Origin of the sequence: Lysobacter arenosi (genome assembly GCF_016613475.2) — a bacterium.
GTDB lineage: Bacteria > Pseudomonadota > Gammaproteobacteria > Xanthomonadales > Xanthomonadaceae > Lysobacter_J > Lysobacter_J arenosi.
This window is the reverse complement of record NZ_CP071517.1, coordinates 2994816-3016455: the sequence shown is the minus strand read 5'-3', so window position 1 is coordinate 3016455 and position 21640 is coordinate 2994816. Positions and strand designations below refer to the sequence as shown.

Annotated in this window: 21 protein-coding genes and 2 pseudogenes; 14 read left to right on the top strand and 9 right to left on the bottom strand. The window is 68.2% G+C overall.

The window, feature by feature from the left end:
- Window positions 1-80 precede the first annotated feature (80 nt).
- Window positions 81-1139, bottom strand: coding sequence for a class 1 fructose-bisphosphatase (locus tag HIV01_RS13895; RefSeq protein WP_245156813.1), 1059 nt, complete (start codon window positions 1137-1139; stop codon window positions 81-83).
- A 165-nt stretch (window positions 1140-1304) separates the two neighbouring features.
- Here HIV01_RS13895 and HIV01_RS13890 point away from each other — a divergent pair, with 165 nt between their 5' ends.
- Complete coding sequence (locus HIV01_RS13890) at window positions 1305-2741, top strand: NIPSNAP family protein (RefSeq protein ID WP_200608025.1); 1437 nt, start codon at window positions 1305-1307, stop codon at window positions 2739-2741.
- An 88-nt stretch (window positions 2742-2829) separates the two neighbouring features.
- Entirely contained in the window at window positions 2830-3513 is a 684-nt protein-coding gene (locus HIV01_RS13885; RefSeq protein ID WP_200608024.1) for a helix-turn-helix transcriptional regulator, read from the top strand.
- A gap of 8 nt (window positions 3514-3521) precedes the next feature.
- Here the strand turns inward: HIV01_RS13885 and scpC are convergent, their stop codons facing one another.
- A complete protein-coding gene (gene scpC, locus HIV01_RS13880) occupies window positions 3522-5036 on the bottom strand; it encodes a succinyl-CoA:acetate CoA-transferase ScpC (protein WP_200608022.1) in 1515 nt (504 codons plus the stop codon).
- A 153-nt stretch (window positions 5037-5189) separates the two neighbouring features.
- Here scpC and crcB point away from each other — a divergent pair, with 153 nt between their 5' ends.
- The 4 genes from crcB to HIV01_RS13860 all read left to right on the top strand — a co-directional run bounded on the left by crcB (window position 5190) and on the right by HIV01_RS13860 (window position 8207).
- A complete protein-coding gene (gene crcB / locus HIV01_RS13875) occupies window positions 5190-5570 on the top strand; it encodes a fluoride efflux transporter CrcB (protein WP_200608020.1) in 381 nt (126 codons plus the stop codon).
- Between the two features lie 149 nt (window positions 5571-5719).
- Entirely contained in the window at window positions 5720-6991 is a 1272-nt protein-coding gene (locus HIV01_RS13870) for a histidine kinase (RefSeq protein WP_200608018.1), read from the top strand.
- Window positions 6984-7763, top strand: coding sequence for a LytR/AlgR family response regulator transcription factor (locus tag HIV01_RS13865; protein ID WP_200608016.1), 780 nt, complete (start codon window positions 6984-6986; stop codon window positions 7761-7763). Before HIV01_RS13870 ends, HIV01_RS13865 begins: the two co-directional genes overlap by 8 nt.
- 81 nt (window positions 7764-7844) lie before the next feature.
- Entirely contained in the window at window positions 7845-8207 is a 363-nt protein-coding gene (locus HIV01_RS13860) for a hypothetical protein (RefSeq protein WP_200608014.1), read from the top strand.
- 27 nt (window positions 8208-8234) lie between these two features.
- Here HIV01_RS13860 and HIV01_RS13855 read toward each other — a convergent pair whose 3' ends face one another.
- A complete protein-coding gene (locus tag HIV01_RS13855; protein ID WP_200608590.1) occupies window positions 8235-8873 on the bottom strand; it encodes a response regulator transcription factor in 639 nt (212 codons plus the stop codon).
- Window positions 8874-8899: 26 nt separating this feature from the next.
- Window positions 8900-10003, bottom strand: a complete 1104-nt coding sequence (locus tag HIV01_RS13850) for a sensor histidine kinase (RefSeq protein ID WP_200608012.1) — start codon at window positions 10001-10003, stop codon at window positions 8900-8902.
- Between HIV01_RS13850 and HIV01_RS13845 the strand changes: the two genes are divergently transcribed.
- From HIV01_RS13845 to HIV01_RS13835, 3 genes are all read left to right on the top strand, one after another.
- The gene (locus tag HIV01_RS13845; RefSeq protein ID WP_200608010.1) at window positions 10002-10139 is read left to right on the top strand and encodes a hypothetical protein; all 138 of its coding nucleotides are present in this window, start codon (window positions 10002-10004) and stop codon (window positions 10137-10139) included. The genes HIV01_RS13850 and HIV01_RS13845 overlap by 2 nt on opposite strands.
- Window positions 10140-10157: 18 nt before the next feature.
- Window positions 10158-10847: a hypothetical protein gene (locus tag HIV01_RS13840; protein ID WP_200608008.1), complete on the top strand. Its 690-nt coding sequence runs from the start codon at window positions 10158-10160 to the stop codon at window positions 10845-10847.
- Between the two features lie 130 nt (window positions 10848-10977).
- Window positions 10978-12399: an FAD/NAD(P)-binding protein gene (locus tag HIV01_RS13835; RefSeq protein WP_200608006.1), complete on the top strand. Its 1422-nt coding sequence runs from the start codon at window positions 10978-10980 to the stop codon at window positions 12397-12399.
- A gap of 52 nt (window positions 12400-12451) precedes the next feature.
- On the opposite strand, the pseudogene phhA reads toward HIV01_RS13835, so the two are convergent.
- Window positions 12452-13345 (bottom strand): annotated as a pseudogene (gene phhA, locus HIV01_RS13830) (phenylalanine 4-monooxygenase).
- Window positions 13346-13466: 121 nt separating this feature from the next.
- Between phhA and HIV01_RS13825 the strand changes: the two are divergent.
- Window positions 13467-13943, top strand: a pseudogene (locus HIV01_RS13825) (Lrp/AsnC family transcriptional regulator).
- An 11-nt stretch (window positions 13944-13954) separates the two neighbouring features.
- On the opposite strand, the gene HIV01_RS13820 reads toward HIV01_RS13825, so the two are convergent.
- Complete coding sequence (locus HIV01_RS13820; protein ID WP_245156812.1) at window positions 13955-14584, bottom strand: glutathione S-transferase family protein; 630 nt, start codon at window positions 14582-14584, stop codon at window positions 13955-13957.
- Window positions 14585-14610: 26 nt separating this feature from the next.
- On the opposite strand from HIV01_RS13820, the gene HIV01_RS13815 reads away from it, so the two are divergent.
- Complete coding sequence (locus HIV01_RS13815; protein ID WP_245156811.1) at window positions 14611-15174, top strand: Lrp/AsnC family transcriptional regulator; 564 nt, start codon at window positions 14611-14613, stop codon at window positions 15172-15174.
- 93 nt (window positions 15175-15267) lie between these two features.
- Window positions 15268-16332 (top strand): pyridoxal-phosphate dependent enzyme, encoded by a 1065-nt coding sequence (locus HIV01_RS13810; protein ID WP_200608000.1) that lies wholly within the window; start codon window positions 15268-15270, stop codon window positions 16330-16332.
- Here HIV01_RS13810 and fabR read toward each other — a convergent pair.
- Window positions 16329-16985, bottom strand: a complete 657-nt coding sequence (gene fabR / locus HIV01_RS13805; protein WP_245157005.1) for an HTH-type transcriptional repressor FabR — start codon at window positions 16983-16985, stop codon at window positions 16329-16331. The genes HIV01_RS13810 and fabR overlap by 4 nt on opposite strands.
- Window positions 16986-17098: 113 nt before the next feature.
- Between fabR and HIV01_RS13800 the strand changes: the two genes are divergently transcribed.
- Both HIV01_RS13800 and HIV01_RS13795 read left to right on the top strand, forming a co-directional pair.
- Window positions 17099-18217, top strand: a complete 1119-nt coding sequence (locus tag HIV01_RS13800) for a ferredoxin reductase (RefSeq protein ID WP_200607996.1) — start codon at window positions 17099-17101, stop codon at window positions 18215-18217.
- An 8-nt stretch (window positions 18218-18225) separates the two neighbouring features.
- The gene (locus tag HIV01_RS13795; protein WP_200607994.1) at window positions 18226-19404 is read left to right on the top strand and encodes a fatty acid desaturase family protein; all 1179 of its coding nucleotides are present in this window, start codon (window positions 18226-18228) and stop codon (window positions 19402-19404) included.
- Between the two features lie 2 nt (window positions 19405-19406).
- Here the strand turns inward: HIV01_RS13795 and HIV01_RS13790 are convergent, their stop codons facing one another.
- Window positions 19407-20462, bottom strand: a complete 1056-nt coding sequence (locus HIV01_RS13790; protein WP_200607991.1) for a patatin-like phospholipase family protein — start codon at window positions 20460-20462, stop codon at window positions 19407-19409.
- A gap of 103 nt (window positions 20463-20565) precedes the next feature.
- Window positions 20566-21585, bottom strand: coding sequence for a TIGR00266 family protein (locus tag HIV01_RS13785; RefSeq protein ID WP_200607989.1), 1020 nt, complete (start codon window positions 21583-21585; stop codon window positions 20566-20568).
- Between the last annotated feature and the right edge of the window lie 55 nt (window positions 21586-21640).

Below are 21640 nucleotides of genomic sequence, written 5' to 3'. Positions count from 1 at the left end.
GAATCGCGCCAACGTGATTCAACTTCGTGAGTGCGACGCGCAAGGGCGCCGCACTCGCATTCAGCACGTCACGCAGCACTTCATGCCGATTTCGTGTCGCTCGTCTCGTCGTGCTCGCGGTGGTAACGCACCGCCGCCTCGACTTCGCTCTTCGAGCCGAGGAACACCGGAACGCGCTGGTGCAAACCGGTCGGCTGCACTTCGAGCATGCGCTGGCGACCGGTGCTGGCGGCGCCACCGGCCTGCTCGACCAGCAGGCTCATCGGATTGGCTTCGTACATCAGGCGCAGCTTGCCGCCCTTGGCCGCGCACTTGCTGTCGAGCGGATAGCTGAAGATGCCGCCACGGGTAAGGATGCGGTGCACGTCGGCGACCATGGAGGCGACCCAGCGCATGTTGAAGTCCTTGCCGCGCGGGCCTTCCTTGCCGCTGAGCAGGTCGCCGACGTAGTGCTGCATCGGCGCTTCCCAGAAGCGCTGGTTCGACATGTTGACCGCGAACTCCTTGGTCTCGTCCGGGATGCGCATGCCGCGCGTGGTCAGCACGAAGCTGCCAACCTCGCGGTCGAGTGTGAAGGCATGCGTGCCGTTGCCGATCGTCAGCACCAGCATGGTGCTCGGGCCGTAGGTGCAGTAACCGGCCGCAACCTGGGCGGTGCCCGGCTGCAGGAAATGCTCGTCCTGCGCCTGGGTGACGCCCTCGGGGCAGCGCAGCACCGAGAAGATCGTGCCGACGGAGATGTTCACGTCGATGTTGGAACTGCCATCGAGGGGATCGAACAGCAGCAGGTAGTTGCCGCGCGGGTAGACGTCGGGAATAGGCTGCGAGGTGTCCATCTCTTCCGACGCCAGGCCGGCGAGGTGGCCGCCCCAGGCGTTGGCTTCCAGCAGGATCTCGTTCGACAGCACGTCGAGCTTCTTCTGCGCCTCGCCCTGAATATTCATGCTGGCCTCGCCAGCGGTGCCGGCATCGCCAAGGACACCGCCGAGCGCGCCCTTGCCGACCGCGATGGAAATGGTCTTGCAGGCACGGGCGACCACTTCGATCAGCAGGCGGGCATCGGCATTGATGCGGCCGGCGCGCTGCTCCTCGATCAGGTAGCGGGTCAGGGAGATGGATTGCGGCATTGAGTTCGACATGGGCACGGCGGGCAGCGGCAACGGGGGCGCCATTGTCGCCGATGCGGCAGTCGCGGTGGCATGTCGGCGAGCCTGTTTCGCCTTCGCGCCTGCTGACAGGAGGCTGGCAGCAGCCCGGTCGCAAGCTGCACTGGTGCGATGGGCACCCACGGCTGGAGCGCCGCAATGAGAAACAACGAAATGGCCAGCAGGACGGCCCCCAGTACCGCCAACCGTCACGGCGCTCCCGGCGCCAGGGCGGTCGACCGCTACCGTCGCCTGCTGCTGCAGCTGGCCGCCAGCGCCCAAGCGATGGTGCTGCTGCCGCTGCGCGCGGTGGCCCGTCCGTCCCGGACCGCGACACCCGCTGCGACCGCGGGCGCCGCCGGCGACGGCCGCCACGACTTCGATTTCCTCCACGGCCAGTGGCAGATCCGCAACGAGCGCCTGAAGCGCCGACTGGAGAGCTCGGGCAATCCCGGACCCGGTGACTGGGAGATCTTCGGCGCCAGCCAGTGGTGCCAGCCGATGCTCGGCGGGATCGGCAATGTCGACGACTTCGTCAGTGACTGGCAGCGTCCCGGTTCCGCGGAGCGCTTCATCGGCATGACCCTGCGCCTGTTCAGCCCCGAATCGCGGCAGTGGAGCATCTACTGGGCCGGCAATCACGATGGCCGTCTCGAGCCGCCGATGGTCGGTCACTTCGACCATGGCACCGGCACCTTCCTCGGCCTGGCCGAGCACGCGGGCAGGCCGGTGCAGGTGCGTTTCATCTGGAACCAGGTCAGCGCCAACACCGCGCACTGGCAGCAGGCGTTCTCGCCGGACCAGGGCGAAAGCTGGGAAACCAACTGGCACATGTGGTTCCGCCGTACCGACGAGCAAGGGCATCTGTTGCACGACGACGGCGTGATCGAACTGCGCCAGTACACGCTGCGACCGGGTCGACGCGATGAACTGGTCGAGCTGTTCGAACGCGAATTCATCGAGCCGCAGGAGGCGGTTGGCATGCATGTGATCGGGCAGTTCCGCGACCTCGACCAGGACGACCGATTTGTCTGGATGCGTGGATTCGCCGACATGCAGGTGCGCGCCGAGGCACTGAACGGCTTCTATTCCGGGCCGACGTGGGGGCGCCATCGCGAGGCGGCCAACGCAACCATGATCGACAGCGACGACGTGCTGCTGTTGCGACCGGCACGGCCGGACTCGGCGCTGCCGCATAGTGCAGAGCGCTCCGCCGATGCAAAGGCGGCCACGTCGAAGGGCCTGGTCGAAGCGGGCATCTGCCATCTCGATGCGGCGGCCGACGCCGGCTTCCTCGCGAGGTTCGAACAGAACATGGCGCCGCGTCTTCGCGCCGCGGGGGCGGAGATCATCGGTATCTACATCACCGAAGCGGCGCCGAACACATTCCCGCGCCTGCCGGTGCGCGAAGGCGAACCGGTGCTGGTCTGGTTCGCGCGCTTCGCCGATGTCGATGCCCATCACCGCTACGAGTCGGCATTGCTGGCCGATGGTTTGTGGAACACCGCGGTGGCGCAGGCGTTGCTCGATGGACTCAGGCAACCGCCGCAACGACTGCGGCTGGCGCCGACGCCGCGGTCGGAGTTGCGCATATGAGACATGCTGTAGCAAATCCGCCGGTGATATCGCTAACTCGCACCGAGCGGCACATTGAGCCGGACGCGGCGGCAGGCGATCATGCCGCATGCGCCGCGCCGACCGTCTCTTCCTGCTGATCCATGCCCTGCGTGGACGCCGCTCTGCCCTCACCGCACAACGACTGGCCGAGACCCTGGCCGTGTCGCTGCGCACGGTCTACCGCGACGTTGCCGACCTGCAGCGATCCGGTGTGCCGATCGAAGGCGAAGCCGGCGTCGGTTACATGCTGCGCAAGGGCTCCGACATCCCGCCGCTGATGTTCACCGCCGACGAGCTCGAAGCGCTGGTGGTCGGCACGCGATTCGTCCGTGCCTTCGGCGGTGTGCGTCTGGGCCGCGAAGCCGCTGCGGCGTTGCTGAAGATCGAGGCGGTACTGCCGCCGGAGTTGCGCGAGCGCAGTGAACGCACGCGCATCTTCGCGCCGGAAGTCGATCGACTGGAGAACAGCGGGCTGATCGACGACCTGCATGCGGCCGTCACCAGCGCGCAGGTGCTGCGCATGCGCTATCGCGACAACGATGCCCGTGCCAGCGAGCGCGAGATCGAACCGTTGTGCCTGGCGTTCTGGGGAGGCAGCTGGACGCTGGGCGCGTGGTGCCGGCTACGCGAGGACTTCCGCAACTTCCGGCCGGACCGGATCGTCGACTATTCGCCTACGGGCGAGACGTTCGTGGAGAGCAAGGAGCGTGGATTGGCGGCTTACCTGCGGGCGGCGAATCCGCTGAAGTGACGGTGCGGCTATGAAAGTCGCATGTCACCGGTCTCGATGAAGCGCTGATGCCACGACAGCGCCTCGGTCAGCAGATGCGGCGTGTGCTTGCCGTAGCTTTCGCGGCTGGCGCGGTCGAAGTAGTCCTGCAGCATCGGCCGGTACTGCGGATGCGCGCAGGCATCGATCACACGCTGCGCCCGCTGCTTTGGCGCCAGACCGCGCAGGTCCGCCAGGCCCTGTTCGGTGACCACCACCATCACGTCGTGCTCGGTGTGGTCGACGTGGCTCGCCATCGGCACGATCGACGAAATGCGTCCGCCCTTGGCCGTGCTCGGTGACATGAACACCGACAGGTAGGCGTTGCGGGCGAAGTCGCCGCTGCCGCCGATGCCGTTCATGATCCGCGTGCCGGCGACGTGGGTGGAGTTGATGTTGCCGTAGAGGTCGGCCTCGATCATGCCGTTCATGGCGATGCAGCCAAGGCGCCGCACCAGCTCGGGATGATTGGAGATCTCCTGCGTGCGCAGCACGATGCGCTGTCGGTAGTGGTCGAGATGGGCGAGGAACTCGTCGATGCCGGCCGGGCTCAGCGAGAACGACGTCGCCGACGCCATGCGCACCACGCCGCTCTTGAGCAGCTCCAGCATGCCGTCCTGGATCACTTCGGTGAACGCGGTGAGGTCGCGGTAACCGGCCTGGGCCAGGCCCGTCAGCACCGCGTTGGCGATGTTGCCGACGCCGGACTGCAGCGGCAGAAGCTGCGGCGTCAGCCGACCGCGGCGGACCTCGTGGGCATAGAAGTCCAGCAGGTGCGCGGCGATCTGCTTCGAATCGGCGTCGGGCGGAGTGAACGGCGAATTGCGGTCGGGCGCGTCGGTATCGACGATCGCGATGATCTTGTCCGGATCGCAGCGAAGGTAGGCCTCACCGATGCGGTCGTCGGGATGCAGCAACGGAATCGGCTTGCGGTTGGGCGGCAGTGCGGTGCCGTAGTAGACGTCGTGCATTCCCTCCAGCGCTTCCGGCTGCCAGCGGTTGACCTCGAGGATCACCTTGTCGGCCTGGTCCAGCCAGGTCTTGTTGTTGCCGACCGACGACGACGGCACCAGCCGGCCGTCTTCGGTGATGGCGGTGACCTCGATCACGGCGACATCGACCGCACCGTAGAAGCCGAACCAGGTGTACTGCGCGACATGACTGAGGTGCAGGTCGATGTAGTCCAGCTCGCCGGCATTGATGCGATCGCGCAGCGCCGGATCGGACTGGTAGGGCAGGCGCAGTTCGATGCCCTGCGCGCGTGCGAGCACGCCGTCGAGTTCGGGCGCCGTCGACGCACCGGTCAGCACCTTGATGCGGAACGCTTCGCCGGCGTCGTGTGCCTGTTCGATCTGCGCGGCCAGTGCCTGCGGCACGGCCTTGGGATAGCCGGCGCCGGTGAAGCCGCTCATCGCCACGGTCATGCCGGGCCGGATCAGGGCGGCGGCCTGCGCGGCGGACATGCGCCGGTCACGCAGGCCGGGGTGGCGGATGCGATCGCTCATGGTGAAGGTGCACAGTGGGGGAAAGCCGAGTTTAGTCCTCGCCTCGCGAGTGCCGTATTGACGCCGATCAGACCAGCCATTCCGCCGTTGACCGCTCGTCCCGAGGCTCCAGGCTGGGTTAGCCTTGCCGCACAGACACGGCGGATTGTCCCGATGCTCAACTCATTGCTGGCCATCGCGGTAGGCGCAACGCTCGGTTCATGGGCGCGCTGGGGGCTGTCGGTCTGGCTCAACTCGTTGCACGCCAGTGTTCCGATGGGCACGCTCGCGGCCAACCTCGGCGGCGGTTACCTGATTGGCCTGGCAGTGGCGTGGTTCGGCGCCAGCCAGGGCGTGGCGCCGGAATGGCGGCTGTTCGTGATCACCGGGCTGCTCGGCGGGCTGACCACCTTCTCGACGTTTTCTGCCGAAACCGTGCAACTGCTGCAGCGCGAATCCTATGGCTGGGCGCTGGTGACCATCGCGCTGCACCTGCTGGGGTCGCTGGCGATGACGGTGCTGGGGATCGTGACGATGCGCTGGCTGCGCATGTAGGCGCCCGCCCCTGCGGCCGTCCGGATTCGGGAGGCGGAAAGGCGATTTCGTCGCCGCCACGCCGCTTCCGTCGCAACCGCGCCCCGGTCGCCGCGTGCCGCGGCTATGCTCGGCCGCACAGAATCCCGACGCGACCTTGCCGACGCCGCATGACCACCAGCCTCTACTTCATCGTTCGACTGATCGCCGCCTGGTTCGTGGCATTCCTGGTGCTGGCGATCCTGATCGACGCCACGCCGCTGGGGTATTTCGATGGCTGGCCGCTGACGTTCCTGTTCTTTGTCACGATTGGCTTTGTCGTCATCGGCGCGGTCTCGCACCTGCGGCGGGTTCGCCTGATCGCCGGCCAGGTCGACGCGGGTACGCTCGGCAACCGCCAGCGCCGGCAGATCGAGATCCCGTTCGAGGCCGGTGAAGCCTTCGACCTGCTCGATGCGGCCATCCGCGAACTGCCGCGCACGGAAGAAATCGAAAGCGCCCGCGACAGCCTGCAGATCCGGGCCAAGGTCAAGCGCCTGGAACCCTATGGCCACTCGCCCTCGCGCTACGTCAATCCACTGGCGCTGTTCGGCATTCCGCGCAACCAGATCCAGGCGACCGTGACGCCGGCCGACGGCACCGGCAGCGTGACGCTGATCTGCGAACCCGAGAGCGGCGCCTGGAGCGACTGGTTCCGCGTCGACGACGGCACCAACCTCGAGAATGCCGAAGCGATCACCCGCGCCGTGGCGCGCCGGATTGCCGAGCGTCGTCGCGGTGAAAAAGCCGCCGCCGCCCAGACGGTGACCGAGAAGGAGCTGACCGTGGCCAAGCTAAGCCTGCTGCACGCGCAGGTCGAGCCGCACTTCCTCTACAACACGCTGGCAAGCGCGCAATACCTCACCCGCACCGATCCTGCCCGCGCCGACGAGATGCTCGGACACCTGATCCAGTACCTGCGCCATTCGCTGCCGCGCACCGATGACGCGCTGTCGACGCTGGGCGTGGAGCTGGAGCGTTCGCGCGCCTACCTCGAGATCCTGAAACTGCGCATGGGCCCGCGCCTGGCGCTGCAGATCGACGTGCCCGAGGACCTGCGCACCACGCCGCTGCCGCCGATGATGCTGCAGACGCTGGTGGAGAACGCGATCAAGCACGGCCTGGAGCCCAAGCCCGGCGGCGGCACCGTGTGGATCCTGGCGCGCAGCAACGACCGCATCGTCTCGGTGACCGTGGCCGACGACGGCGATGGCTTCAACGCCGAAAGTACCGGCACCGGCATTGGCCTTAAGAACGTGCGCGAGCGTCTGCGCCTGGTCTACGGCAACGCCGCAACCTTGGCGATCGTCGCCAACTTCCCCAACGGCGTGGCAGCCACGATCACCGTTCCCGTTGTCGCTCCCGGCACCGGTGCGGACGCGCAGGAGCCCGGTCATGGCTGAGGCGAGAGCAATGAAAGCCGTCGTCGCCGAAGACGAAGAGCTGCTGCGCACCGCGCTGGTGGAACTGCTGGGCGAGGTCTGGCCGGAACTGCAGATCGTCGCGCAGTGCGAGGACGGCGCCAGTGCGCTGGAAGCCATCGCCGAACACCGGCCTGATGTCGCCTTCCTCGATATCCGCATGCCGGGCCTGACCGGCCTGGACGTCGCCGCGGCCGCGGCCCAGGCCAGCCCGGTAACGCAGGCGGTGTTCGTCACCGCCTACGACCAGTACGCCGTCGATGCCTTCGAGCATGGCGCGATCGATTACCTGCTCAAGCCGGTCAGCCGCGAGCGCCTGGCGGCGACCGCGCAGCGGATCCAGGCACGCGCCGCGGCCGGCAGTGTCGATGCGGTGGCGCTGGCGCAACTGGTGGCCACGCTCGACCTGGCGCCGCGCAACAGCGAGCCGCCGCTGACCTGGATCACCGCCAGCGCCGGTCGCGAAACGCGCCTGATCCTGGTCGACGACGTCGCCTACTTCCGCGCCGAACACAAGTACACGGTGGTGATGACGGCCGACGGTGAAGCACTGATCCGCAAGCCGATCCGTGAACTGCTGATCGCGCTCGACCCGAGCGTGTTCCGCCAGATCCACCGCTCCACCATCGTCAACCTCAAGGCGATCGCCTCGATCGTGCGCGACGACAGCGGCAAGGGCCTGGTGCGCCTGCGCCAGCGTCCGGAAACCCTCACCGTCAGCCAGCCTTTCATGGCGCTGTTCAAGCAGATGTAGCGGCACGCCCACCGGCGCGACCGTCCGACCCTTCGTCATGCAGTACCCACGACGCGGCCCCGTTGCCGCGAAGGATGCCCCATGCGCAGCGTTATGGCTTTCGTCTACTTCCTCCTCAGTCTGGTCGGCGTCGCGGGCGGCGCCGACGGCGGTGGCACCACGCTGGTGGCGCGCAGTGCCGAGAACGGCGTCGAGACACTGCTCAGCGCAACCCACGTGGCCGCCGGCCGGGTTCGCTTCCAGTGCCTGCGCAGTGCCAGCGGCCATTGTCACTATGTGTTGTTCGCCGACCGGCGCGCCGCTGCCACCTTCGATGTCGCAGTCGGCCAGGTGCGCGAGCGCAGCGACCTGCCCGCCGATTTCAGCCTGTGCGTGAGCCACCTCGACGCCAGAGTCGGTCCCGACTGCAAGCCGGCCGCCGAAGCGGTGCCCAGATCACAATGATCAGGGCACCCGATCAGAGCAGCGTGATCAGATCACCCGCAGCGTGATCGCCTTGAGCACCGCGCGGGTGCGGTCGCGGGTATCGAGCTTGTCGAGGATCACCGACACGTAGTTCTTGACCGTGCCTTCGGCGAGGAACATCGCCCGCGCGATCTCCTTGTTGGAATAGCCGCCGGCCAGCAGGCGCAGGATCGCGACCTCGCGATCGGTGAAGTTCTCGCGCGGCGCTTCGCTGGCGTGGTACTGGTACCTGGCACGCACCGGGTCGGTGCTGACCGGTTGCAGCAGCGTCTCGCCCGCGGCGACGCGCGCAATCGCATCGCGCAGGTCTTCGGGCGCGGCATCCTTGAGCATGAAGCCCTGTGCCCCGGCAGCGGTGGCGCGCAGCAGCAGCTCGCTCTCATCGAATGTGGTCAGCAGCAGCACCGGCGTGGTGTCGCCACGCTCGCGCATGCGGCGCAGGGCCTCGATGCCGTCGACGCCGGCCATGCGGATGTCGCTCAGCACCACATCGACCGGCGTGGCCGCCAGCCGATCCAGCAACTGCGCGCCATCCTCGGCCTCGAACACGACCTCGATGCCGTGGCGCTCGAGCAAGGCGCGCAGACCGGCGCGGACGATGCCCTGGTCGTCGGCGAGGGCGATGCGGACCGGCGCTGTCGTCATGCCTGGCGCCGTGATGCGTGCATCGGTCATGCCGGCAGACTCGCCTCGATGCGCAGCGCCCCTCGTGCGGACCGGGACAGGTCGAGGCTGCCGCCAGCGGCGACGATGCGTTCGCGCATGCCGGCCAGGCCGTTGCCTTCGCGCAGTACGCCGCGCACACAGCCATCGTCCTCGACGCGGATGTGCAGCCGGCCGGCATCGCAGCTCAGCCTTACCTGGACGACGTCGGCGTCGGCATGGCGGATGCTGTTGGTCAGCGCTTCCTGCACCAGCCGCAGGATCGCCTCGGCAACGGCCGGGTCGGTGACGTGCACGCTGTCGTCGATGCTCAGGCGCAGCGACGGCCGTGGCAGCGGTGCCGCCAGAGCACGCAGGGCCGTGCCCAGGTCGAGGCCGCGGTCGTGGCGTATCGCCTGGACAATGCCGCGGATGTCGGCCAGCAGCTCGCTCGACAACTGCTGGGCAACGACTATCTCCTGCCGGCCGGCGAAGGCCGGGTCGGCAGCCAGGGCGCGCAGGTTGAGCGTCATCGCGGTGAGCTTGTGGCCGGCCACGTCGTGCAGCTCGCGGGCGACGCGCAGGCGTTCGTTGTCGCGCGTGGAGTCGGCCAGCAGTGCGCGCGTGGCGAGCAGATCGGCGTTGACGCGGGCGAGCGCATCGCGGGCGCGCTCGGCGCTGGCGGCATACCACGCGCAAAGCGCGGCGAAGGCCTGGAAGCCGCCGTGGATGAAAACAACCGTCAGCGGCGCGCTGTGGTCATCGGACCGCAGCAGGAAGTAGTAGGCGATGTCGACTACGACCACGGCGATCATGGTGGTACGCAGCGAAATGGTCAGCGCCATCACCGCGGTCCACACCACCAGCAGCACCGGCGCGACCGACGGTCGCGGGTCGAGCCAGATCAGCGTCAACGCGATCAGCGGCATCAGCACGATGGAGACCGGCCGCAGCCAGGTCACGCGCGGCCACATGTCGGTGACCAGCAGCAGCGCGCCGAACGCGACGACCAGGGCCAGACCGTAAGGCAGGCGCTCCGGCGGCATCCAGCGCAACGCCATGCCCACGGCCACCAGTGTGAACAGCCCGGCCAGGTTGAGCGGTTGCAGCAATGTGCGCAGGCGTTCCTTCATGGCGGCCATGCTGCGACCGCAGCGACGCCTGTGCAATGCCGAAGGTGCAGAAAGTGACTTCCGGCAGGTCGTGGCGATGACCGCGGGCACTGCACCGGGCGACGGCGACGGCGCAGCGTGGCCGCAATTGCAATGAAAACCGGGATTGGCAGCCATGACTACCTATCAAGTCCTCGTTTCCGTTCACGGCGCGATCGGCGTGATCGCACTGGTCACGTTCTGGAGCAACGCCGTCCTGCGCAAGGGCACCACGCTGCACCGGCGTGTCGGTCGCGTATTCCTGCTGGCGATGACAGGCATCCTCGCCACCGCAACGCCGATGGCGTGGTTCGCCTTCCGCAGCGGGCGCCCGGTCACCGCCGCATTCCTCGCCTACCTGGTGGTGATCACCGCCGTCGCGGTGTGGTGCCAATGGCGTGCGATCCGTGACCAGGACGATGTCGTGCGCTACACCGGCCCGGTCTATGTCGGACCGGGCGTGTTGTCGCTGCTGTCGGGACTTGCGGTGCTGGTGCTGGGCATCCGCGTCGGCGCGCCATTGCTGATGGGTTTCTCGGTCGTCGGGCTGGCCAGTGGCGCGGAACATATCTACAAGCGGCGGCACCGTGCGCAACTGGGTGCGCGCCGGGACTGGTGGCTGGTCGAGCACTACAACGCCGTGCTCGGCAATGGCATCGCCACCCACATCGCCTTCCTCTCGATCGGGTTGCCGCGCCTGTTGCCGTCGGCCGGTGGCGGCGTGCTGACGACGCTGGCGTGGTTCGGCCCGTTGCTGGTGGCGGTGATCGCGAAGGTGCTGATCGACCGGCGCTGGAAGCCGCGGACGCTCGTGCAAGCTTCCTGAACTCCGCCGCGGATATGGCGATCGGTTATGGCGCGCTGAAAAACCGTTCCGAGCAGATAACCGCAGATTTACCTCCGCCGCGGCGCATCCGGTTACCAATGGACGCCCGACAGCGACGGAGACAACGGTCATGCGGATCAGCATCATCGGCGCCGGCTTCAGCGGCTGCGTTCTGGCCACCGAACTGGCGCGTGCCGCGCCGGCCGGCGTGGACATCCAGCTGGTCGGCACGCCCGACAGCTACGGCCGCGGCGTGGCCTATGGCGAGGCGCGGCCGGAGCACCTGCTCAATGTCCGCGCGCGTGACCTGGGCGCGACCGCCGATCATCCCGGCGAGTTCGCCGACTGGCTGAGCCTGACCGAGCGCGCACGCCACAGCTTCCTGCCGCGGCTGGTCTATGGCGAGTACCTGCATTCACGGCTGCACAGCGCCGCGCAGGTATCGCTGGCGGCGCTCGCGCGGGTCGAGCAGGAAGCGATCGCGATCCAGCGCGATGCCGGTGCCTTCCGCATCCATCTCGCCGACGGCGCCGACTTCCTCAGCGACGCGGTCGTGCTGACCGTGGGTGCGCTGCCACCCCAGCCGCTGGCGGGCGTCGGCCCGCGCCTTGCCGTGCATCCCAGCTACCTGGCCTGGCCCTGGCAGAACGGCCTGGACGGCACGGGCGCGATCGACCACGTGCCACCCGGCGCGCGCGTGCTGATCATCGGCACCGGCCTGACCATGGCCGACGTGGTAACGACGCTGCACCGGCGCGGTCATCGCGGGCCGATCACCGCACTGTCGCGACACGGACTGTTGCCGCACTCGCACAGCGAAGACCCGATCGCCGCGATCGCATTGCCACCGACCGTGCTGCAGGCGATCAGCAGCCATGATCTGCCACAACTGGTCCGCGCCCTGCGCACGCTCTCGCCGATCGTCCCGGACTGGCGCGCCCTGATCGATGCGCTGCGGCCGTACATCCAGGGCTTCTGGCACGGCTTGCCGCAGCCCAGGCGCAGCCAGTTCCTGCGTCACCTGCGCGCCTACTGGGAAGTGATGCGCCATCGCCTGGCGCCGGCGCTGGCGGGCGAGATCGACGAACTGCGCGTACGCGGCAAGCTGCGCGTGCGTGCCGGACGCATGCTGCGGGCGCGGCGTGGCGGTGATGCGATCGAAGTGCTGATCCGCGAACGTGGCTTCTCCCACGCCAGCAGCGAACAGTTCGACGTGCTGATCCGTGCGACCGGGTTCGATACGGACCTGGAGCGGACCAGTCACCCGCTGGTTGCGCAGCTACGCGATGCGGGCATGCTCAGTGCCGATCCGCTCGGACTGGGGATCAATGCCTCGCCACGGTTCGAGGCGCTCGATGGCAACGGCGCTCCCGTGCGCGGGCTTTATGCGCTGGGGCCGCTACTGCGCGCGCAGCTGTGGGAGATCACCGCGGTGCCGGAGTTGCGGGTTGCGGCGCGTGCGCTGGCGAAGCAGTTGCTGGCGTCGGCGTCGGCTCGCCAGTCTGGCGAGCGACGCACTACGGCATGGGAGGTGGTGCAGCACCAGGCCTAGATGGCTACCGCGAGCAAAGGCAGATGGTTCCCGGCTTTCGCCGGGATGACGGTCAGACGTCGCCGTCGGTCGCCCAGCCCTCGCCGGTGCCGCGGTTGAAGACCGTGTCAGTGGCCAGCACGCTGCCCGCCGGGATCGACTCCTGCTGCGCCAGGCTCGCGTAGATCGGGGTGAAGTCCGGCGTGGTCGCTTCCATCAACTGCTCGTAGCTGTCGATGACGAAGTAGGTCTTCTGGAAGGTGTCGATGCGGTAGCGCGTGCGCATGATCCGCTCGAGGTCGAAGCCGATGCGGTTCGGCGACGCGCTCTCCAGTCAATGGATCGACTCGCCCTTGGACGAGACGATGCCGCTGCCGTAGATGCGCAGGCCGTCGGGCTGGCGGATCAGGCCGAACTCGACCGTGTACCAGTACAGGCGGGTCAGGTTGACCAGCGCGTCCGGGCCGATCCCGTGCGCCTTCACGCCGCCGCGGCCGTAGGCCTGCATGTAGTCGGCGAAGACCGGGTTCATCAGCAGCGGCACGTGGCCGAACAGGTCGTGGAACAGGTCAGGTTCGGCCAGGTAGTCGAGCTGCTCGGGCTTGCGGATCCACCAGGTCACCGGGAAGCGACGATTGGCGAGGTGGTCGAAGAACGTCAGCTCCGGTAGCAACCCTTCCACGCCGACCAGCTCCCAGCCGGTGGCCTTGCGCAGCATGCGGTTGAGGTCGTCGTACTTGGGGATGCGGTCGGGCGTCATCCCCATCACTTCCTGCGTGCGCAGGAATTCGTCGCTGGCGCGGCCGACCAGGACCTCGCGCTGGCGCTTGAACAGCGTCCTCCAGACATCGTGGTCGGTGCCGCTGTAGCTCGACCACGGCTGCTCGACCACGGACGTCGTGTACACCGGCACGTAGCCCTTGTCGGTGAGCTGGTGTTCGACGCGAGTGGGGGTCGTGGCGTTCATGGGGGCTCCTGTCCTTGAACATCGACTTTAGCGGCCGCGGCGCGCAATAAGTTTGCGTAGTTGCGCGTGTAGCCGGTTACGGCGCAATATTCTTGCGTACATAGCCAATAAGACGCACGAAATGGCCTCCGTCGAACTCGATCGCACCGACCTGCTGGTGCTCGCCGAACTGCAGCGCAGCGGCCGCCTGACCAATGCCGAGCTGGCCGAGCGCGTCCACCTGTCGGCATCGGCCTGCCTGCGCCGTGTGCAGCGGCTGGAGCGCGAGGGCGTGATTGCCGGCTACCGCGCCGAGGTCGATCCCGACCGGCTCGGCCTGGGCTTGCAGGCGTTCGTGCGCGTGCAGCTGGTGCGACACGACAGCGAGGCGATCGCCGCCTTCGTCGATTTCGTCAAGAACTGGGACGAAGTGGTCGCCTGCCATGCACTGACCGGCGACATGGACTACCTGTTGCAAATCGTCGTGCAGGACCTGGAGCACTTCTCGCGCTTCCTGCTCGACCGCCTGCTTAACTAGGCCGGCGTCGCCGACGTCAATTCGAGCTTCGTGCTGCGCACGGTGAAGGCCTTCCGCGGCATGCCATTGCCGGTGCGCTGAACCAGAGCGGGCTAGTCATGGGTGTCGCCCGACAGTGGCGTCGCCTGCATCGACGGCCGCATTGCGAACGCGTCGAACCATGCCGTCAGGCGCGGCCGCCCATCGCGAAAGCCGGGCAGGTCGCGGAATTCCAGCCAGTCCAGCGCGGTGGCGAGCGCGACATGCCCCACGTGCAGCGTGTCGGTGTCGAGCTCGCGCTCGAGCCAGTCGTAGCTGCTGAGCAGCTTCTCGATATGGCCATCGCGCAATGGCGGATAGCGCAGGTGCTCCGGACGCCGCACGGTTTCCCAGCGCACCGCGATGCCGGCGTCGGCCAGGCCCTGGGCGATGGCCTGCACGCGCAGGGCCTGCCAGCGATGTTCTCCGTTGGCGGGAATGAGGCGCGGGCCGTCGTGCAGCGTGTCCAGGAAGGCGCAGATCACGTCGGAATCGAACAGGGCAGGCAGGCCCGGGCGCAGAAGCACCGGCACCTTGCCCAGTGGATTTCGCGCGAACACGTCCTCGTTGCGGCGCGTCGGGCTGGTCTCGTGGTGGATCACTTCGATCGATCCGGCAAGGCCAGCCTCGTGGGCGAACACGAGTGCCTTGCGCGCGTACGGCGAGTGGGTCTGGTACAGGAGCTGCATCGTGGGAAGTGGCATGGCGGCTAATGTCGGGTGATCAGGCCTTGAATACTGGCGTCGCCGCCGTGCAGGTTCACGGCGTTGTACCCGGTCTGCGCGCGCATTTCCTGCACGGGCGCTCGGCTAAGCTGCGCGCCATGGACCTCGACCGCTTCGATCGCCAGCTGCTGAACCTGGTCCAGCAGGATTGCGGCCAGACCGCCGACCGGCTGGCCGAGCACGTCGCGCTGTCGCCCTCGGCGATACAGCGCCGGCTGCGGCGGCTGCGCGAGAGCGGCGTGATCGAGCGCGAGTCGGCGATCGTCGATCCGCGCGCGGTGGGCCGGCCGACGCTTTTCATCGTCTCGCTGCAGGTCGAGCGCGAGCGCCCCGACCTGATGGCGCAGCTGCGCAAATGGCTGGCCGCGCAGGAGCACGTGCAACAGGCGTTCTACGTGACCGGCGAGGCCGACTTCGTCCTCGTCGTCACCGCGCCCGATGCGGAGACCTACGATGCACTGATGGGCCGGCTGGTCAGCGAGAACCCGAACGTCGCGCGCTTCACCACCAACGTGGCGATGAGCGTGGTCAAACGCGGATTGACGATCCCGGTGCCGCTGGAAGAATGATTGCGGCACGGCGTCGGGCGCTCGCACCGGTTCGCCGCGACAGCCCGCGGTTATCGCCGCAACTCGGCAAATGGACACTGGCAGAGTGACGACATGGAACGCACGACACACGACATCGCAGCCGACTTCGCCTTGCTGTTCCCGGATTACCGGCCGACGGCGCTGATCGAGCTGCCGCAGCTGGCCAGGACCGCGCGCGTGGGCCGGGTTTTCGCCAAGCTCGAAAGCCAGCGACCCTTCGGCAACTTCAAGGTGCTGGGCGGGATGATCGCCGGACTGCGCGCGCTGATGCGCGCCAGCGGTGCGGCATCACTGCAGGACCTGCTCGACGGTGGAACGCGCGCCACGCCGCTGCCGCGACTGCTCTGCGCCAGCGACGGCAACCATGGCCTGTCGGTGGCGCTGGCCGCGCAGCGCGCTGGCTCGGAGGCATGCATCTACCTGCCGTCGTCGGTGGGTCCGCTGCGTGTGCAGCGCATTGCCGATCGCGGCGCGCGCGTCGTCATCGTCGAGGGAACCTACGACGACGCCGTCGATGTTGCGGCCGCGGCGGCCGCTTCCGGCGACGGCCTGTTGATCGCCGATACCGACCCCGATCCCGCGAACCTCGTGGTCGCCGACGTGATGGCCGGTTACCGGCTGATCGCCGACGAGGCGGGTGCGCAGTTGCGCGCGCTGGGCGTGCACCCCGGTCATGCCTTCATCCAGGCCGGCGTCGGCGGGCTGGCCGCGGCCATGGCCGACGGCCTGCGCGGGCATCTGCGCGATGGCGCGCGGCTGGTCGTGGTCGAGCCGGAAAGCGCCGCGTGCGTCGGCCGCGCTCTGGAATCGGGTGAGCCGACCCTGCTGGAGGGCGACCTGCATTCGGTCGCCGAAATGCTCGCCTGCGGCCTGGCGTCCGCGGCTGCCCTGCCCGCGCTGCGCGGGGCGGGCGCATCGGCCGTCGCGGTCGACGAGTCCGGGCTGGCCGAGGCGGTGTACCTGTTGCGGGAGGCGGGTGGTCCAGAATCGACGCCGTCGGGCGCCGCGGGCCTGGCCGGGCTGCTGCGCGTGGCCGGCGATCCGTCGCTGGCGCAGGCTCACGGCCTGGGCGGCGACAGCGAGGTGCTGGTCCTGGTGACCGAGGCGGCGCCCCAGCGCGACGTCAATTCCGCCTAACTTGCGGCCAACGTCCGCGATCCGGCAATGATCATCCGAACCATCATCGTCAGCTGACGGATCAGCTCCGGGTCCTTCTCCGGTGGCGAGTCCATCGCCGCCGCGCCCATCGCGAACACCAGGCGGGTAATGGCCTTGGCCACCAGCGCCGGCTCGCGCAGGGTGATGCCCTGGGCGCGGGTCAGGCGGATCAGGTCGACCCGCAGTTCTTCCTCGAAGAAGTTCAGCTCGCGGTCGACTGCGTGCTTGAAGGCGTCCGAGCCGACCGTGCCTTCGCGCAGCAGCACGTGCAGCAGCTTGTCGTCGGCGCGGACCTGTTCCATGAACGCCTCGACCGAACTGCGAACGATGCTGCGATCGGTCTTCGCCCGGTAACGCGCTTCGCCCACGATCTTGCGCAGGGAGCGGCCGGCCAGGTCGATCAGGGCCACGGCCAGCTCGTCGGTGTCGCGGAACTGGCGGTAGAAGCTGTTCGGCGCGATTCCGGCCTCGCGGGCGATCTCGCGCAGGCTCAGGGTCGAGACGCTGCGGTGCGGGCCGATCAGCTTCAGTGCCGCGGCGAGGATGTCCTCGCGCGAAATCGAGGCCTTGCGACCAGCCGCGTGTTCGCCTTCGGCAGGCGCGCTGTCGGGAGGCGTGACGTGGCCAGGCAGTTCAGGGCGTTGGGTCACGAAGTCGGCTGGGCTGATCGAAGCTGGCATCATACGCGTGACCTATTAATGCACACATGTATACACACTTGTATGTGTGACTGTATAGTGGCCCCATGAACGCTGTTACCCGCCCCCGGCCCCCCCGAGCCGCCCGCGCGAGAGGTCCGCTGTCGCTGCTGCGCAGCTGGGTCGCCCCGGATGTCTTCGATTTCTGGGCGTCGCACCTGCACCCGACCTGGTCCTGGAACCGCCCGCTGGCGCGAATCGTCGACCGGCAGGCGCAGTCGCGTGACGCCGTCACCCTGCTGCTGCAACCCAATCGCCACTGGCGCGGCTTCCTGCCCGGCCAGCACGTCAACCTGGGCGTGGAAATTGACGGCGTGCGGATGACCCGCAGCTACAGCCTCAGTGACGCCCCGCGCGCCGACGGTCGCATCGCGGTGACGGTCAAGCACATCGAAGGCGGCCGCCTGAGCCGCCACCTGTGCCAGGACGCGCGCATCGGCGACGTGGTCGATCTCGGCCAGGCCTTCGGCGAGATGACGTGGGCGAACGGCGCAGAGGGGGCCTGGCTGTTCCTTGCCGCCGGCAGCGGCATCACGCCGTTGATGGCCCTGGTTCGCGCTCATGCGGCAAAGGACATGCCGACCGCGCTGACGCTGCTGTACTGGGCACGAAATCGCGACGAGCTGTGCTTTGTCGACGAGTTGCGCGCGCTGTCGCAGCGCTACCCGCAGTTCAACGTGCACTTCGTCCTGACCCGCGAGAGCGAACTGGTCGACGGTGAGCACAGCGGGCGCATCGGCAGCGCCCTGCTGTCGGAGCTCGTGGCCGACCTTGCCCAGCGCGGCGTGTATGCCTGCGGCCCGGGCGGCTTCGTCGACAGCGCTCGCGCACTGGTCGCGCCGAACGCACGCAGCTTCACCGCCGAGGCATTCACGCCGCCGCCGCGCGATGTGGAAGTCGAGGCAGGTGGCAATGTTGAAGTCACCCTTGCCGCCAGCGGCCGCACCCTGAGCGTGCCGCGCGGACAGTCGCTGCTGACCGCGCTGGAAGGCCAGGGGCTCAAGCTCGCCAGCGGCTGCCGCATGGGCATCTGCAACACCTGCGCCTGCGGCAAGGTTTCCGGCACCACCCGACATCTGCATACCGGCGACGCCATCGGCGAACCGGTGTCCGCGCTGAGGCTGTGCGTCAACGCAGCCACCAGCGATCTCGTACTCGACCTGTGAGCGATCGAATGACCGCCCCCGCCGCAAGCAAGCATGCCGCTGTAAAGCATCGCAACCGCCCACTGACACCGGCCGAACTCGACCGTTTCGGCGATGAGCTCGACGCCCTGCGCGCGCGCACCGTCGCCACGCTCGGCCAGGCCGATGCCGACTACATCCGCAAGATCGTCAAGGCCGTGCGCTATATCGGCGTCGCCGGTCGCATCGTGTTGTTCGCCGGCGCGATCCTCGGCAGCACGCTGCTGCCGGCGCTGTTCTGGCCGGGCTGCATCGCCGGCACGCTGCTGCTTGCGCTGGCCAAGATCCTGGAAAACATGGAGCTGGGCCACAACGTCATGCACGGCCAGTACGACTGGATGCGCGACCCCCATCTTGATGGCAAGACCTACGAGTGGGACATCGCCGGCACCAGCGACAACTGGCGCAAGACGCACAACTACAAGCACCACACGTACACCAACGTGCGCGGCATGGACGACGACATCGGCTATGGCCTGCTGCGGATCTTCCCCGAGCAGCGCTGGCGCCCGTTCTACCTGGTGCAGCCGATCGTGGCGGTGGTGTTCGCCCTGCTGTTCGAGTGGGGCGTGGCGATACAGGACCTGAAGGTCGGCCGCTGGCTCGCCGGCAAGACCACCCACGCGCAGATGCGCAAGGCGCTGCGCCCGGTCGCGCGCAAGATGGGCCGCCAGGTGCTGAAGGACTACCTCGTGTTCCCGCTGCTGGCCGGTCCGTTCTTCCTGCCGGTGCTGCTGGGCAACGTGGTCGCCAACGTCCTGCGCAACCTGTGGACCTACATGATCATCTTCTGCGGCCACTTCACCGCGGACGTCGAGACCTTCCCGAAGGAATCCGTGCGCAACGAATCGCGTGGCCACTGGTACCTGCGCCAGCTGCGCGGCTCGTCGAACATCGCCGGCGGCCGCCTGCTCAACGTGATGTCGGGCAACCTCAGCCACCAGATCGAGCACCACTTCTATCCGGACGTGCCGGCCAACCGCTACTCGCAGATGGCGATCGAAGTGCGCGAGATCTGCGCGCGCTACGGCCAGCACTACAACACCGGCTCGCTGCCCAAGCAGTTTGGCGAGGTGATCTGGCGGATCCTGCGTCACGCCTGGCCGAGCCGGCCGCGCAAGCTGGCGCCGCTGGTGCGGCAAGAGGCGGCCCAGGAGGCCGCCGTCTGACGTCAGGGCGCTGAGGCCTGCGCCGCCTCGCACTTGTCGTCGCGGCCGAACAGACTGCCAATGCGGAAGCCCTGCTTCTCGCATTCCGGATCGACCTTCACGGGTGTCGGTGCAACCGGCACCTTCGCCGCCTGCGCGGCAACGCGCGCGCGCTGCATCTGCGCAAGCTTCTGGCGGATCTGCGGGATCATCGCCAGCGTCGCACGCTCGCCTTCCATGATCGCGTTGTTGCGCTGCTCGAAATCGGCCGGGCCGATCTCGTTCACGCTCGGACGGATGACGACGTCGGCGCGCGCCAGCTCCTGCTGGCCCAGGCGCTGGCCCATGATCGTGATCGACTGGTTGATGTTGCCCAGCACGCTGCCCGGGTTCTTGCCGCTGGCCTTGCTGGAGATGTCGACGGCGATGACGAAGTCGGCGCCGAGCATGCGCGCCGCATCCACCGGCACCGGGCTGACCACGCCGCCGTCGACGTAGTGGTACTTGCCGATCACCACCGGCTCGAACACGCCGGGAATGCTGCTCGATGCGCGCACCGCCTGACCGGTGTTGCCGCGCACGAACACCGTGCGATCGCCGGTCTCCAGCTGCGTGGCGACCGCCGCGAACGGCTTGCGCATCTGCTGGATGGTCTTCTGCCCGACCTGCTGGTTGACGTAGTCCTGCAGCTTCTGGCCCTTCACCACGCCGCCGGAGAACAGGCTGTAGTCGCGGATCTGGGTCTCGTCGAGGGCGAAGGCCTGCTTCTGCATGGCGAACGCATCCATGCCGCTGGCGTACATCGCACCGACCACGCTGCCGGCGCTGGTGCCGGACACGACCTCGGGCTGGAAGCCGTTGGCTTCGAGCATCTTGATCACGCCGATATGGGCGAAGCCCTTGGCCGCACCGCCGCCGAGGGCGACACCGATCCGGATCTTCGCCGGCGGCGCCACCACTGGCGGCGCTACCACCACCGGCGGCGGCGTCGGCTTGACCGCCTCACCACCCCCGCAGGCAGCGAGCAGGGCGGCGATGGAGGCCAGCAGCAGCGGGCGCAGGGCGGTGGACGGCTTCATGGGTACAGGTGGCTCAGGCGATCAGCGGCGCAGCATACACGCGGGGCGGCGGGGGAAATCGGACTGCGGTAGCAACCGTTCACCCGCCATCGCGCGGCGGTCTTCAAAACCCGTTGTCGCCATCCAGGATGCGACCGAGGCCACCCAGCACCGAGCCCTCGCCACGGTTCTGCCCGCCGCCCTGCGGCGCCGCCGCCAGCATCCGGCCGGCCATGCGCGAGAACGGCAGCGACTGCAGCCAGACCTTGCCCGGGCCGGTCAGCGTCGCCAGGAACACGCCTTCGCCGCCGAACAGCATGCTCTTGATGCCGCCGACCGCGCGCACGTCCATCTGCACGCTGTCGTGGAAGGCCATCACGCAGCCGGTGTCGACGTCCAGGCGTTCGCCGGCGCGCAGCTCGCGCTCGACCACCGTGCCGCCGGCATGGACAAACACCCAGCCGTCGCCTTCGAGCTTCTGCATGATGAAACCCTCGCCGCCGAACAGGCCGGTGAGGATCTTGCGCTGGAAGTGGATGCCGACGCTGACGCCGCGCGCGCCGGCCAGGAAGCTGTCCTTCTGGCAGATCAGGCGGCCGCCGTGCTCGTCGAGCTTCATTGCCAGCACCGTGCCCGGATACGGCGCGGCGAACGCGACGCGCGCCTTGCCGCTACCGGCGTGGGTGAACACCGTGGTGAACAGGCTCTCGCCGGTCAGCACGCGCTTGCCGGCGGACATCAGCTTGTCCATGAAGCCGCCGCCCTGGCCGCTGTGGCGACCGTCGCCGAACACCGTGTCCATCTGCACCGCGGCGTCCTTGTACATCAGCGCGCCGGCTTCGGCGATCGCGCTTTCGCCCGGGTCCAGCTCGACCTCGACGAACTGCATGTCGTTGCCGACGATGCGGTAATCGATGTCGTCGCTGCGCCCGCGCGACGGCGGCGGCGATGGCGGCAGGTGCGCGGGCATGGTGTCGACCGCCTCGGCGAACTCCGGCACCGACTTCACCGCCTGCCAGCCGGCCATGCCCTCGCGCCAGCACAGGTCGTTGGGATTGCGGCGTGCGTGCGCCTGCGCGGCGACCAGATCGAGCGGGCCGATGCGCTGCGTGCTACCGGCGGGGACGAAGTACCACTGCGACATGACGGCATCCTGCGGGGGTTTGGAAGCGGCGAGTTTAGCCGTGCGCGCCGCGGCC

Excerpts from the sequence above, each read along its gene's own strand:
- HIV01_RS13835 (WP_200608006.1), top strand. The coding sequence starts at position 10,978 with ATGCGGATCAGCATCATCGGCGCCGGCTTCAGCGGCTGCGTTCTGGCC.
- HIV01_RS13820 (WP_245156812.1), bottom strand. The coding sequence starts at position 14,584 with ATGCCACTTCCCACGATGCAGCTCCTGTACCAGACCCACTCGCCGTAC.
- HIV01_RS13885 (WP_200608024.1), top strand. The coding sequence starts at position 2,830 with ATGCGCCGCGCCGACCGTCTCTTCCTGCTGATCCATGCCCTGCGTGGA.
- scpC (WP_200608022.1), bottom strand. The coding sequence starts at position 5,036 with ATGAGCGATCGCATCCGCCACCCCGGCCTGCGTGACCGGCGCATGTCC.
- crcB (WP_200608020.1), top strand. The coding sequence starts at position 5,190 with ATGCTCAACTCATTGCTGGCCATCGCGGTAGGCGCAACGCTCGGTTCA.
- HIV01_RS13850 (WP_200608012.1), bottom strand. The coding sequence starts at position 10,003 with ATGAAGGAACGCCTGCGCACATTGCTGCAACCGCTCAACCTGGCCGGG.
- HIV01_RS13810 (WP_200608000.1), top strand. The coding sequence starts at position 15,268 with ATGGAACGCACGACACACGACATCGCAGCCGACTTCGCCTTGCTGTTC.
- HIV01_RS13870 (WP_200608018.1), top strand. The coding sequence starts at position 5,720 with ATGACCACCAGCCTCTACTTCATCGTTCGACTGATCGCCGCCTGGTTC.
- HIV01_RS13840 (WP_200608008.1), top strand. The coding sequence starts at position 10,158 with ATGACTACCTATCAAGTCCTCGTTTCCGTTCACGGCGCGATCGGCGTG.
- HIV01_RS13790 (WP_200607991.1), bottom strand. The coding sequence starts at position 20,462 with ATGAAGCCGTCCACCGCCCTGCGCCCGCTGCTGCTGGCCTCCATCGCC.
- HIV01_RS13895 (WP_245156813.1), bottom strand. The coding sequence starts at position 1,139 with ATGTCGAACTCAATGCCGCAATCCATCTCCCTGACCCGCTACCTGATC.
- HIV01_RS13785 (WP_200607989.1), bottom strand. The coding sequence starts at position 21,585 with ATGTCGCAGTGGTACTTCGTCCCCGCCGGTAGCACGCAGCGCATCGGC.
- HIV01_RS13795 (WP_200607994.1), top strand. The coding sequence starts at position 18,226 with ATGACCGCCCCCGCCGCAAGCAAGCATGCCGCTGTAAAGCATCGCAAC.
- HIV01_RS13865 (WP_200608016.1), top strand. The coding sequence starts at position 6,984 with ATGGCTGAGGCGAGAGCAATGAAAGCCGTCGTCGCCGAAGACGAAGAG.
- HIV01_RS13860 (WP_200608014.1), top strand. The coding sequence starts at position 7,845 with ATGCGCAGCGTTATGGCTTTCGTCTACTTCCTCCTCAGTCTGGTCGGC.
- HIV01_RS13855 (WP_200608590.1), bottom strand. The coding sequence starts at position 8,873 with ATGACGACAGCGCCGGTCCGCATCGCCCTCGCCGACGACCAGGGCATC.
- HIV01_RS13845 (WP_200608010.1), top strand. The coding sequence starts at position 10,002 with ATGGCGGCCATGCTGCGACCGCAGCGACGCCTGTGCAATGCCGAAGGT.
- HIV01_RS13890 (WP_200608025.1), top strand. The coding sequence starts at position 1,305 with ATGAGAAACAACGAAATGGCCAGCAGGACGGCCCCCAGTACCGCCAAC.
- HIV01_RS13800 (WP_200607996.1), top strand. The coding sequence starts at position 17,099 with ATGAACGCTGTTACCCGCCCCCGGCCCCCCCGAGCCGCCCGCGCGAGA.